Annotated in this window: 12 protein-coding genes and 1 pseudogene; 7 read left to right on the top strand and 6 right to left on the bottom strand. The window is 66.4% G+C overall.

What is annotated here, in order from left to right; genetic code table 11:
• Positions 1–26: 26 nt before the first annotated feature.
• Both AX690_RS14865 and AX690_RS14860 read right to left on the bottom strand, forming a co-directional pair.
• On the bottom strand, positions 27–1,040 hold the full coding sequence (locus tag AX690_RS14865) for a GSU2403 family nucleotidyltransferase fold protein (RefSeq protein WP_066687277.1): 1,014 nt from the start codon (positions 1,038–1,040) through the stop codon (positions 27–29).
• A 69-nt stretch (positions 1,041–1,109) separates the two neighbouring features.
• A complete protein-coding gene (locus AX690_RS14860; RefSeq protein ID WP_066687279.1) occupies positions 1,110–2,648 on the bottom strand; it encodes an acyl-CoA synthetase in 1,539 nt (512 codons plus the stop codon).
• 36 nt (positions 2,649–2,684) lie between these two features.
• Here AX690_RS14860 and AX690_RS23385 point away from each other — a divergent pair.
• Positions 2,685–2,797: pseudogene (locus tag AX690_RS23385) on the top strand (hypothetical protein); the annotation flags it as partial.
• Between the two features lie 9 nt (positions 2,798–2,806).
• Here AX690_RS23385 and AX690_RS14855 read toward each other — a convergent pair.
• Positions 2,807–4,474 carry a GMC family oxidoreductase gene (locus AX690_RS14855; RefSeq protein ID WP_066687281.1) on the bottom strand — a complete coding sequence of 556 codons (1,668 nt, stop codon included), beginning with the start codon at positions 4,472–4,474 and terminating at the stop codon, positions 2,807–2,809.
• Positions 4,475–4,693: 219 nt separating this feature from the next.
• Between AX690_RS14855 and AX690_RS14850 the strand changes: the two genes are divergently transcribed.
• Both AX690_RS14850 and AX690_RS14845 read left to right on the top strand, forming a co-directional pair.
• On the top strand, positions 4,694–6,028 hold the full coding sequence (locus AX690_RS14850) for a cytochrome P450 (protein ID WP_066687283.1): 1,335 nt from the start codon (positions 4,694–4,696) through the stop codon (positions 6,026–6,028).
• Positions 6,029–6,231: 203 nt separating this feature from the next.
• Entirely contained in the window at positions 6,232–7,116 is an 885-nt protein-coding gene (locus AX690_RS14845; protein WP_066687284.1) for a crotonase/enoyl-CoA hydratase family protein, read from the top strand.
• A gap of 282 nt (positions 7,117–7,398) precedes the next feature.
• Here the strand turns inward: AX690_RS14845 and AX690_RS22965 are convergent, their stop codons facing one another.
• Positions 7,399–7,758, bottom strand: coding sequence for a hypothetical protein (locus AX690_RS22965; RefSeq protein WP_156449686.1), 360 nt, complete (start codon positions 7,756–7,758; stop codon positions 7,399–7,401).
• A 76-nt stretch (positions 7,759–7,834) separates the two neighbouring features.
• On the opposite strand from AX690_RS22965, the gene AX690_RS14840 reads away from it, so the two are divergent.
• From AX690_RS14840 to AX690_RS14825, 4 genes are all read left to right on the top strand, one after another.
• On the top strand, positions 7,835–8,233 hold the full coding sequence (locus tag AX690_RS14840; protein WP_197426873.1) for a helix-turn-helix domain-containing protein: 399 nt from the start codon (positions 7,835–7,837) through the stop codon (positions 8,231–8,233).
• Between the two features lie 102 nt (positions 8,234–8,335).
• Positions 8,336–9,559, top strand: a complete 1,224-nt coding sequence (locus tag AX690_RS14835) for a DUF2336 domain-containing protein (protein ID WP_066687290.1) — start codon at positions 8,336–8,338, stop codon at positions 9,557–9,559.
• Positions 9,560–9,786: 227 nt separating this feature from the next.
• The gene (locus AX690_RS14830) at positions 9,787–10,206 is read left to right on the top strand and encodes a MucR family transcriptional regulator (protein ID WP_066687294.1); all 420 of its coding nucleotides are present in this window, start codon (positions 9,787–9,789) and stop codon (positions 10,204–10,206) included.
• 196 nt (positions 10,207–10,402) lie between these two features.
• On the top strand, positions 10,403–10,897 hold the full coding sequence (locus tag AX690_RS14825) for a PAS domain-containing protein (protein WP_082769685.1): 495 nt from the start codon (positions 10,403–10,405) through the stop codon (positions 10,895–10,897).
• A gap of 3 nt (positions 10,898–10,900) precedes the next feature.
• Here the strand turns inward: AX690_RS14825 and AX690_RS14820 are convergent, their stop codons facing one another.
• Both AX690_RS14820 and fliP read right to left on the bottom strand, forming a co-directional pair.
• Positions 10,901–11,812, bottom strand: coding sequence for a ribokinase (locus AX690_RS14820; RefSeq protein WP_066687299.1), 912 nt, complete (start codon positions 11,810–11,812; stop codon positions 10,901–10,903).
• Positions 11,813–11,842: 30 nt separating this feature from the next.
• Positions 11,843–12,568 (bottom strand): flagellar type III secretion system pore protein FliP, encoded by a 726-nt coding sequence (gene fliP / locus AX690_RS14815; protein ID WP_156449685.1) that lies wholly within the window; start codon positions 12,566–12,568, stop codon positions 11,843–11,845.
• Positions 12,569–12,591: the final 23 nt, after the last annotated feature.

Here is a 12,591-nt window from a genome sequence, read left to right as displayed (position 1 = left end):
TAGTTAGGGTTGCGTCGCCCGGCTTGTCAGCCCTCCAGCGCCGCGCGAGCCTCTACGGGCAAAGGACTGACCGCCTGACGCAGCAGTTCCCGCCAGGTCTCGCCGCGATCGCGGGCTTCGGCATAGGCCTCGCGCAGGGCGAAGGGGTCGTCGAGGGCGAGGGCTTGGATCAGCGCCTGAGCCTGCTCCACGTCCTTGCGTCGCTTCGGGTTGGCTTGGCCGCGCTTGCGCGAGATGATCAGCTTGTGGACGGCGTAGCGCGCCGGGGCGGGCACTCGGACGAGTACGCCGTCGCCATGCAGCACGGCCGTCTCTACGGTGTCGCGCAGAAGGAAGTCCATGAAGCGCAACGGAGTGGCGTCGGTCTTGAGCGCCTCCAGCCGCGAGGTCTCTTCGCCGCCCGCGTTACGGCTGGTGGTCAGGACATCAACCGCATAGCCGTCTGGCGTTCGATAGGCCGCGCTCTTGCCAGGGTGGAGCTTGGGGACCGGCGTGAAGGCGGGATCGGCCACGCGCAGGACGTCGAGGAACGACCGATCCAGCCCGTCGTCTATCGCGACCGAGACGCCGTAGTCCTGGGCGATATCCAGGTCGCCCGTCCGCACCGCCCGCGACGGCAGCACAAAGCCGAGCGCCGCGCCGTAGGTCTGGAAGGCGACCGTGCCGACGACGGCGGCGCGTAAGCGGAAGACGCCGGCCCGGGCCAAGGCGTCTAGAATTCGGCCCGTGCGATCGTCGGGCGCGTGGAGGCCCGCCGCGCGGAGGGTTCGAACCAGCATCCGGCGGCCGTCGGCGGCGCCCTTCGCCGACTGAGCGCGCTGGATCGTCTCCAGCAGCGTAGGGGTCTCGGGGCCTAGGTAGCGTTCGGGGCGCTGGCCTTCGACCTGCCTGGCCCGGGCGTACCAATAGAAGCGGCCCTTGCGCTCGCGGCGCAAGAAGCTGACGCCGTCTCCGAACTCGGCGACGCCCGCCGCCCGGAGCTGATCCAGCAATTCGGCGACGTTGGTATGGATCGCCAGAGGAAGGCGCTGAAGGGCCACGACATCACCTTTGCCACCACTTGGATAAAGTGGTGGCAATTGGCTTTGAAATCAACAAAAAGGGTGACCCTAAACGATCCTGCTCTCACCCTTCCCCCAGTACGCATCACGGATCAGCCGCTTGTAGAGCTTGCCGGTCGGGTGCCTGGGCAGTTCCGCCATGAAGTCGATGCGGCGCGGCGATTTCACGTGGCTGAGATTGGCGCGGGCGAAGGTCATCAGCTCCTCGGCCAGGGCGACCTGATCGTCGCCGAAGTTCATGGGCTGGATGACCGCCACGACCTTCTCGCCCATCTCCTCGCAGGGCGCGCCGACCACGGCGGCGTCGGCGACCTTGGGATGGGTGATCAGCAGGTTCTCGATCTCCTGCGGATAGATGTTCACCCCGCCCGAGATGATCATGAAGCTCTTGCGGTCGGTGAGGTACAGATAGCCCTCCTCGTCGACCCAGCCCACGTCGCCCAGCGTGGTCCAGCCGTGCTTGTTATAGCTCTCGGCCGTCTTTTCCGGAGCGTTGTGGTAGTTCACCGCCGGGCCGTTGGCGAAGTAGACCGTGCCTTCCGTCCGGGGCGGCAGCGGGTCGCCGTTCTCGTCGCAGATGCGCAGCTCGCCCAGCACCGCCTGGCCGACGCTGCCCTTGTGGGTCAGCCAGTTCTGCGAGTTGATCCAGCAGAAGCCGTTGCCCTCGGTGCCGGCGTAGTATTCGTAGATCACCGGGCCCCACCAGGCGATCATCTGCTCCTTGACCGGCACGGGGCAGGGGGCGGCGGCATGGATCGCCGACGTCATCGACGAGACGTCGTACCTGGCCCGGACCTCCTCGGGCAGCTTCAGCATCCGCACGAAGTGGGTCGGCACGAACTGGCCGCAGGTGACCTTGTATTTCTCGATCAGGGAGAGCGCGGCCTCGGGCTCGTACTTCTCCATCACGATCACCGTGCCGCCCAGCTTGTGGACGACCATGCACCAGCGCAGCGGGGCGGCGTGGTACAGCGGCGCGGGCGAGAGATAGACGCTGTCGCCGGTGAAGCCGAACAGGCCCTGGGCCATCATCTGCAGGGCGTGGGGCGCGTCGATCGGCTGGTCGCTGAGCGCCGGCTTCACGCCCTTGGGGCGGCCCGTGGTGCCCGACGAGTAGAGCATGTCCGAGCCCGCGCTCTCGTCGGCGATCGGCGTCGTCGGCATCGGCGCGCGGGCGGCCTCGAAGTCGGCGTAGGGACCATGCGCCCCGCCGACGGCGTAGAGCGTCAAGCTCGGCAGCGCCTTGGCGATCTCGTCGATGAGCGGCCCCATGGCCGGCGAGGTGATGAAGACCTTGGCCCCGCAGTCCTCAAGGATGTACTGGGCCTCGCCCGCCGTCAGCTTGGTCGAGACGCAGACGAAATAGAGCCCCGCGCGCTGGGCGGCCCAGGCGATCTCGAAGTAGCGGGCGTTGTTCTCCATCATCAGGGCGATGACGTCGCCGCGTTGCAGGCCCAGCGACCGGAACAGGTGCGCGCCCTGGTTCGAGCGGGCGTCCAGCTGGCCATAGGTCACCGTCTCGCCGGAGCCGGCCATGATGTAGGCGGCCTTGTCGGCCTGGTTCTGGGCGTGGTGGAAGGGGTGCATATCAGGGCCTTTGCGTCTGCTTCTCACGCTATTTCGATGTGTCATCCCGGCCGAAGCGGAGCGTAGAGCCGGACCCAGGGGCGGTGCGCACCGCGCTCTGTCACCCCCTGGGTCCCGGATCGGCCCTGCGGGCCGTCCGGGATGACACGGGTTTGGTGCTAGGCGGCGACCGCCGTCCTCGCCGCCTCGCGGATCATGTCCGAGGCCTTCTCCGCGATCATGATGGTGGGGGCGTTGGTGTTGCCGGAAACCAGGCGCGGCATGACCGAGGCGTCGACCACGCGCAGGCCTTCCAGGCCCCGCACGCGCAGCTGATCATCGACGACCGCCATCGGCCCGTGGCCCATCTGGCAGGTGCCGACCGGGTGGTAGATGGTCGAGCCCGCCAAGCGCGCGAATTCCAAGAGCTGGGCGTCGCTGGCGACCGCCGCGCCGGGGTCCATCTCGTGGTCGACGTAAGGCGCCAGCGCCGGCGCCTCGCCGATCTTGCGGGCCCACTTCAGGCCCGCCACGGCGACTTCCTGGTCCAGAGGATCGGCCAGGTAGTTGGCGAAGATGGCGGGATAGACGCTCGGGTCCGGCGACTTGATGCGGATGTGACCGCGGCTTTCCGGGCGCAGCTGGCACGGCGCGATGGTCAGGCCCGGCGCGGCCTCCAGCTCCATCTTCTGCTCGTTGACCAGCTTATCGAGGTCCATGGTCGCGGGCAGGATGTGGAACTGGATATCCGGTCCCGCGAGATCCGGACGGGATTTACAGAACGCCGCGATGTGAGCCGCCGACAGCGTCAGCAGGCCCTTGCGCTGGAAGAGGTACTTCAGGGCCTCGCCGGCCAGGCGGCCGCCCTTGCTCTGTTCGTTGACCGAGACCACGCCCGCCTTCAGGCGATAGCGCACGCTCATCACGTAGTGGTCCTGCAGGTTCTCGCCGACGCCGGGCAGGTCGGCGACGACTTCGATCCCATGGCGGTTCAGAAGCTCGCCGGGGCCGACGCCCGACAGCTGCAGCAGCTGGGGCGAGTTGATCGCGCCGCCGGCCAGGATCACTTCCGCCCGGGCCATGGCCACGCGCTTGACGCCGTTCTGACGGAACTCGACGCCGACCGCGCGCTTGCCCTCGAACAGGATGCGGCCGGCCAGGGCGTTGGTCTCGACCTGGAGGTTGGGTCGGTTCATCGCCGGATGCAGATAGGCCACCGCCGCCGAGCAGCGCTGTCCGTTCTTGACCGTCAGCTGGTAGTAGGTCGCGCCTTCCTGCGCGCCGGCGTTGACGTCGTCGTTGCGCGGGATGCCGGCCTGCTCGCACGCGGCGATCACGGCGTCAGAGACGGGGTGTTTGGTCGTCACGTCCGAGACGTTCAGCGGCCCGCCGGTGGCGTGCCAGTCGCACTCGCCGCGTTCCTGGTGCTGGGCCCGGCGGAAATAGGGGGCGACGTCGTCCCAGCCCCAGCCCGCGCAGCCCAGCTGCCGCCAGCCGTCATAGTCGGCGTGCTGGCCGCGGATGTAGAGCAGGCCGTTGATCGAGGACGAGCCGCCCAGCACCTTGCCGCGCGGCCAGACGTGGCTGCGGCCGCCGGTGCCGGGGTCCGGCTCGGTGGTGTACAGCCAATTGACCTTGGGATCCTTCAGCGTCGACGAGTAGCCGACCGGGATGTGGATCATCAGGTTCGAGGCGAACTGGGACAGGTTCTTGGTCGGCCGGTCGTCGCCGCCGGCCTCCAGCAGCAGGACCTTGAACTTGCCGCCCTCGGACAGCCGCGCGGCCAGCACGCAGCCCGCCGAGCCCGCGCCCACGATGACGTAGTCGGCCTCGATGATCCCGGTCATCGTCTCTCTCCCAAGAGCGCGATTGTGCGCGCTCGTTTTTTCTTTGATCCGGGTTGTTACAAACCCGGTGGCACTGTCCGCTTATGTCCGCGTGATCAGTGTTCAGTTGGGAGCATGCGCCCAGGTTCGGGGATCGCGCAAGTTGCCGTCGCGGCGCCGTTCCCGCGACGTCTTTCCGCGTTATCGTCGGCGCATAACAATGTTCCAGGGAGACGCGTGATGGACCTGATCAGCCAGACGGTGGTGGATGGCGTGGCCGGCCCGGGAGCGCCCCCGACCTATCCGACGCTGAAGGGCGTCGACCTGGCCGACATCTTCCGCTTCACCAAGGGGCAGCCTTGGGCCGACTTCGCGAGGATGCGCGAGCAGGCGCCGGTCATGTGGCATCCCGAGCCGTTCGACGGGCCGGGCTTCTGGGCCCTGACGCGCTACGATGACGTCCACCGCGTCAACGGCGATCCCGAGACTTTCTCGTCGCAGCGCGGCGGCATCCTGATGTCGATGGGCGCGCCGGAGAAGCGCCATGCGCTGCTGTTCCGCGCCTCGATGGACACCATGATCAACATGGACGCGCCGCATCACCTGCAGCTGCGCCGAGAGCATATGCCCTACTTCACCCCGGCCTATCTGCGCGGCCTGACCGAGCGGGTGAAGGCCGAGGTCACGCGGCTGCTGGACGAGATGGAGCCGAAGCTGGCGGGCGGGGCGGCGATCGACATGGTCGAGCACTTCTCATCGGTGCTGCCGCTGTTCACGCTATGCGAGATCCTGGGCGTGCCGCCCGAGGACCGTCCCAAGTTCCTGACCTGGATGCACTACCTCGAGCGCGCCCAGGACCTGGCGGTCAAGCAGGCCAACGCGCCGATGCAGCCGACGCTGGAGCTCATGCAGTTCGTCATGGACTTCAACAACAACGTCGAGGAGATGTTCGAGTACGGCCGGACCATGCTGCACAAGCGGCGGCAAGATCCGAAAGAGGATCTGATGACCGCCATCGCGCGGGCCCAGGTCGACGGCGCGCTGCTCTCGGACGAGTACCTGGACGGCTCGTGGCTGCTGATCGTCTTCGCCGGCAACGACACCACCCGCAACACCCTGTCGGGCGTGATGAAGCTGCTGACGGAATTCCCCGAGCAGAAGCAGCGGCTGATCGCTGATCCCTCGCTGCTGCCCGGCGCGGTCGACGAGTTCATCCGCATGGTCAGCCCGGTGATCTACATGCGCCGTACGGCCACGCGCGACGTCGAGGTCAGCGGCCAGCGCATCCGCGAGGGCGAGAAGGTCATCATGTACTACGGCGCGGCCAACCGCGATCCGGCGATGTTCGAAAACCCCGACCAACTGGACGTGAGCCGCGCCAACGCCGGAAAGCACATCGCCTTCGGCTACGGCCCGCACACCTGCGTCGGCAAGCGCGTGGCCCAGATCCAGCTGGAGGAGGCCTATCGCCAGATCCTGGCCCGCTTCCCCGATCTGACCTGGACGGGCGACATCGAGATCGCGCCGAACAACTTCGTGCACGCGATCAGCAAGCTGGGCGTCAAGCGAGGCTGATGAAAGAAGCGCCGGACGCGAAGGGGGGCTTCGCGCCGGCGCTGGGACGAGCGCCCGGTAGGGGGCCGGGCCAAAGGACAATGGCTCAGCTTGCCCAGCTTGGCGTCGCGACGCGCCGCCGCAGGCTCCCCAAAGCGGGGCCTTGTGTCGGGCCGTCACGAGATCATACGATCGTTTAAAAGAACCGCCGGGAGGCCAACGCCATGTCGAAGCCGACTTTCGAGACCCTGCTGTACGACGTCGAGGACGGGATCGCGACGATCACCCTGAACCGTCCTGACCGGATGAACGCCTTCACCGCGCGGATGATGAAGGACCTGATCGAGGTGTTCGACATCACCGACGCCGACGACGCCGTGAAGGCCGTGATCGTCACGGGCGCGGGCCGGGCCTTCTGCGCTGGCGCGGACCTTGGCGGAGGCGGGGCGACCTTCGATCGTTCCGCGCCGCAAGCCCTGGAGCGCGAGGAGGGCAAGGTCGGCGACATCTATCGCGACGGCGGCGGGCGGGTGACTCTGCGCATGTACGATAGCCTCAAGCCCATCATCGGGGCGATCAACGGCGCGGCGGTCGGCGTGGGCGTCACCATGCAGCTGCCGATGGACATCCGCATGGCCTCGACCGAGGCCAAGTTCGGCTTCGTCTTCGCGCGGCGCGGGATCAATCCCGAGGCGGCGTCGTCGTGGTTCTTGCCGCGCCTCGTGGGTCTGCAGACGGCGCTGGAGTGGTGCTACACAGGCCGGGTGTTCCCCGCCCAGGAGGCCCTGGAGCGCGGTCTCGTCCGCTCGCTGCACGCGCCGGAGGACCTGTTGCCCGCCGCCCGCGCCCTGGCCCGCGAGATCGCCGATAACACCGCCCCGGTCTCGGTCGCCATCACCCGCCAATTGCTCTGGCGCATGGCGGGCGCGGCGCATCCGATGGAGGCGCACAAGGCCGACAGCCGGGCGATCCAGTCGCGCGGCGCGTCGGGCGACGCCAAGGAGGGCGTGACCTCGTTCCTGGAAAAGCGCGCGCCGGTCTATCCGAACAAGGTCTCCAGCGACCTGCCGGACATCTGGCCGGAATGGGTCGACCCCGAGTTCCGCTAGGGGGCGCGCTCGACGGAATCTCGCGTCGGAGCGAGGTCGCTGATCGCGGGCTTCTGAAAAGGAGTCTTGCGATGGCGCATAAGGTTCAATGACTTAAGTGACGAGGGGCGCGGATCGAGCCGTCGCCGCGTCACAGCCGCGCGCGTCCATCGGATGGATAGCCGCAGGGCTTTCTATGATCATCCTCAGGCTTCAGGCCAGCGCGCTGGCGCGGTCAGGTCGCAAGGCGCTCTAGCGGAGCGATTGGATCGCCACGCGCCGTCGCCCAATACAGCTTCAAGTCTAGGGGAGCGTGGCGCCGGCGTAGAGCCAATGGCCGTTCGGCTCCCGGCGTATCAGCGCACTCATCGTATGCGTTGAGATGATTTGTCGCCCCAACCTCAGGTCTACGTCCGCGCGTAAAAGTGCCAAGTCCTTATGCGGCATACACAACGTATCTCGCGAAGTCATTGCGTCGGATATATTGAGTAAATATTCGATACTTTTTTGAATATATTCCTTACCAAATAGTGACTGCCTGGCGCTGTCAGTGACTAATACCGCATCGTCCGCGTAAAGAGATAAAATTATATCTATTTTTCTATTGTTAAATGCCATAACAAACGTGTGATTCATCGCCTCCGGTGCATGGACCTTGTACACGTTTTTCCCCGTAATTCTTTGGAGGTTATCTTTTATCCATGCCCCCCCCATTACTATCCAAATGGGAAGAATGAGCGTGGCGGCGATAGCTGACGGCCAGCGGCTCAAGGCGCCGACCGTACGCCATCATGCGGACTGTCCGGCCGAGGAGTGGCTCCACCTTCTTGGACATCGCTGGAGCGCGGTGCTGCTTTGGCAACTGTCAGGCGAGACGTTGCGCTACACGGAGCTTGCCGAGCGCCTACCGGGAATTTCAGCCAAGGTGCTGACCGAGCGGCTCGGCGGCATGGTGAAATATGGCCTGGTGATCAGGACCGCCGGGACGGGCTTCCCAAGACAGACAGACTACAGGCTCAGCGATCGAGGCTTGGCCGTCATGTGTATTCTCGATCAATTTCACCAGTTGGGTCGCCCCTGCGACCCGGCGGCCACCGGTCCGAGCGACCCGACCTCCGGAACAGCGGGCGCGCCCTAGGGGGCTACTGAAGCATTAGGCGCTCGCGCCTTTCGCGCCCGCCGCCGGGTGGTGCGCCCTTCGCTCATCGCGCGTTAAGGCTAAAATGGTCTGCTGAAGACGATGAGCGAGCCGTCGCCGATTTCCATGTCGGACGAGGCGCGGGCGGAGGCGTTCGCGTCCCGCGCCCGCGCGACTCTGCTCAAGCGTCTGGCTGACGTGGTCTGCCTGCCGGCCAGCCGGATCAACGCCTTCGAGCGGGCCATGACCAGCGATCTCCTGCTGGAGCTGTTGCGCGACGCAAGCCTTGTCGAGCGTGAGCGGGTGGCCAGGCGCCTGGCGCGGATGGCCGATCCGCCGGGGCCGCTGGTCCGCGTGCTGCTGCGCGATGCGTTGTCGGTGGCGCGGCCGTTGCTGGAGGCGGCGGCCCACCTCGGCGACGCCGACCTGATCGCTTGCCTCTACCAGGCCGGTCCCGAGCACCGCCGCTTGATCGCCCAGCGGCCCGGCGTCAACGAGATTGTCACCGACGCCTTGATCGACATGGACGAGGAGGCCGTAGCCGAAGCGCTGCTGCGCAACGACCTGGCCCGGTTCAGCCACCACGGCGTCGAGCATCTGGTCGCGGCCAGCCGCGACGCGCCGCATCTTGCGGCGCTGTTGCTGCGGCGGACCGAACTGCGGCCAAGCCATGCCTATGTCCTGTTCTGGTGGGCCGACGCCGAGACCCGCCTGAGCATTCTGCGGCGGTTCGCGATCCCCCGGGACATCCTGCAAGACGCCGTCGCCGATCTTATCGACGAGGCCGAAACGGCGGCGCCGGAAGACATGCTGTCGCGTAAGGCGCGTGACTTCATCGGGCGACGCCAGCGCAATCTCGAGGCGGCCCGCAAGAGTCCGTTCGCCAGCCTGGAGGTCGCGGTCGCGGCGGCCGAAGCCGGATTGACGCCGGAGATTGGCGAGGAGATCTCCTATCTCGTCGGGCTGAAGCCGATCACGGGCGCCAAGATCTTTACGGATCCAGGCGGAGAGCCGCTGGCGATCCTCTGCAAGGCCGCCGGTCTGCCGCGAACGGCGCTCCGCGGCCTCTGGCGCGGGCTAGGCCGGAGAGAGGCGGACCGGGCGGGCGTGACGGATCATGCGCTCGAACGCGCCCTGGCGACCTATGACGCAATCGCGATCGATCGCGCCCAGACCGTCCTGCGCTATTGGGACTGGTCGCTCAGCTCTGGCCTCTCGCCCGCGCTATTGAAGGCGATGAGACAAGACGATGAAATCGCCCTCGACGAATACTCGGCCTCACAGCGCACCCCTATGTTAGCGCTGTCTCGCGATTTCGGACGTTAACGTCGGAATATCGCCGTTTTTCGATTATCGAGCTGTGCAGGGTTCAGGAACTCAACCCAGCTTACACATTCATTCCTAAAGCCCGCTGGGATTTTAAACACTGGGTTTTAACAGCCGTTATCTTGATTGGTCCGTATTGATCGAGGCATGCAATGTTTGTATGCGTCCCTCGACTGGTGTGGGAATCAGTCCGTATCAGCAAAACGATTGTCGACGGGCGAGGCCATATGGAAGATCAATCCGATCTGATTGAGATGACGGCGGGTATTGTCTCCGCCTATGTCGGCAACAACGTGGTCGCGACCGCCGACTTGCCCGCTTTGATCAAGCAAGTGCACCAAGCCCTGGCCACCGTGGGTTCGCCGGCCGCCGAGCCGCCCGCGCCGCCCAAGGAGCCCGCGGTTCCGGTCAAGCGCTCGATCACGCCGGATTATCTGATCTGCCTGGAAGACGGCCGCAAGTTCAAGTCGCTGAAGCGCCACCTGCGCACCAAGTACGACATGACACCCGAGGATTATCGCGCCAAGTGGGGCCTGCCCAAGGATTACCCGATGGTCGCTCCGAACTACGCCGAGGCGCGTTCGAACCTGGCCAAGCAGATGGGCCTGGGCCAAGGCGGCCGGAAGCCGGCGCGCAAGGGTAAATAGTCGAGTCCGAACAAAAGCTTGACCGGAAGGAGGCTTTCCGGCCCGCAACGCCCGTCGTCCGAACCCGGACGGCGGGCGTTTCCGTTTCTGTTGACTCTTTAAGGAAATCTTGTCGCGGAGGCCCTTTTTCACTTGCCCGCGATTCGATCCTTAAGCGATAGTGAATCGAAGTGATTCCAAAGGCTTGTTGGGGACTCTGAAGATGTCCGCGCAATTGAGCGCATCCGCCACGGCGGCGCGCGCTCATCAGGAGATGTTCGCCTATTGGGCGTCCCTCCGTCGGGGGGCTGGCCTCCCTGGCCGCGTGGACTTGCATCCGTCCAACATGAAGCGCCTGCTGCCCACGGTCAGCCTGATCGACGTCATGCGCGAGCCGCGCGACTACCGCCTGCGCCTGGCCGGCACCGGTCTCTATGGCGTCTACGGTCGTGAGATCACCGGCAAGAGCCTGACGGAAGTCTACAACACCGCCGCCGCCGAGTATTGGCGCAAGGAGCTGGACAAGGTGGTCGACGAGCGTCGTCCGGGCGTCGGCGTCCACAGCCTGGCCTGGCGCGGCGCGCCGCACATGTCGATCCTGTGGCTGCGCCTGCCGCTGGCCAGCAATGGCAAGGATGTCGACATGATCCTGGGCTACGACGCGGTGGTCGGCGCCCAGGCCGAGAGCAATTCCGGCATCCGCGCGGCCTAGAGCCTACCCCTTCAGGAAGGCCTCGACCTCGCGCCGGTTCGGCATGGACGGCGCCGCGCCGGACTTCTGCACGGATAGCGCCGCCGCGGCGTTCGCCATCTCGACCGCGTCGCGCAGTTCCATGTTGGCCGCCAGGCCCGCGGCCAGAGCGCCGCAGAAGCAGTCTCCCGCGCCGACCGTGTCGATCGCCTTGACCTTTCGTCCCTCGACCAGGAACGCCTCGTCGCGCCGAACGCCCGCGACGCCGGCCGCGCCGAGGGTGACGATGATGGTCTGGTCCGGACGGCTCATCAGCTTGCGCGCGGCCAGGGAGACATCCTCCAGCCGCACGGGCTCGTGGTCGAGCTTGGCGTAGGTCGCCAACTCGGTCTGGTTCAGGATCAGGATGTCGGTCAGCGGGAACAGCGCCGCGCCTTGGGGCAGGGCGGGCGCGGCGTTCAGGATACGCAGGGCGCCCTTGGCGGCGCCGGCGCGGAACAGGGCCTCGATCGCGGTGGGCGGCGTTTCCAGTTGGCAGAGTAGGACCCGTTGGCCCTCCAGCGTGGCGCCGGCCACCTGCTGGGGCGTCACCAGCGCGTTGGCGCCCGAGGTGACCACGATCATGTTCTCGCCGCTGGCGCTGACCCAGACATGGGCTTGGCCGGTGGGGGCGTCCTCAAGCTCCACCACGTCGCCGACCTGAACGCCATAGCCCGTCAGCTTGGTCTTCAGGCTCGCGCCGCTGTCATCCCGGCCGACCGCGCCCATCAGGCGCGTGGGCGCGCCCATTCGCGCCGCCGCCACGGCCTGGTTGGCGCCCTTGCCGCCCAGGAACAGCTCCAGCGATCGGCCAGCCACGGTCTCGCCCGGGCGGGGCAGGTCATCGACCCGCGCGACCGCGTCGAGATTGATGGAGCCGAGAACAAATACCGTCATGGTCGTCTTCTGGGTCTTGTAGGAAAGGCGCTAACCCGCCCCGCCGCGCTGGAAGCTCTCGACGAGGCTGCCGGCGACGAGTCGCCAGCCGTCCACTAGCACGAAGAAGATCAGCTTGAACGGAAGACTGATGGTCGCCGGCGGCAGCATCATCATGCCCATGCTCATCAGCACGCTGGCGACCACGAGGTCGATGACCAGGAAGGGGATGAACAGCAGGAAGCCGATCTGGAAGGCGCGCTTCAGCTCCGAGATCATGAAGGCTGGCGTGACGACCTTGATCGGCGTTTCCGCCGCGGTCTTCGGCTGCGGGATCTTGGAGAGGCGGACGAACAGGGCCAGGTCGTCGCGATCGACCTGGCTGAGCATGAACTGTTTCACCGGGCCGCTGGCGGCGTCGAAGGCCTCGGGCAGCTCGATCTGCTTGTCGAGTAGGGGCTTGATGCCGGCGTCGTAGGAGCGCTCGAAGGTCGGCCCCATGACGATGGCGGTCAGGAAGAGCGCCAAGCTGATGATGACCGGGTTCGGCGGGCTGGACTGCACCCCGATGGCGGTGCGCAGCAGACCCAGGACCACCACGATCCGCACGAACGAGGTGGTCATGATCACGATCGACGGCGCCAGCGACAGCACGGTCATCAGCGCGACCAGTTGCACCACGCGGTCGGTCAGGCCCGCCCCGGTGCCGAGATTGATGTTCACCGCCGACTGCGCCATGGCCGCGGCCGGCGTCACGGCGCAGTCGGCGGTGAACATCAATCTCGGCACCGGGGCGGGCC

Source organism: Caulobacter sp. CCH9-E1, from assembly GCF_001556515.1.
GTDB lineage: Bacteria > Pseudomonadota > Alphaproteobacteria > Caulobacterales > Caulobacteraceae > Caulobacter.
Note: the sequence above shows the minus strand (reverse complement) of the source record. Positions and strands in the feature narration are given on the sequence as shown.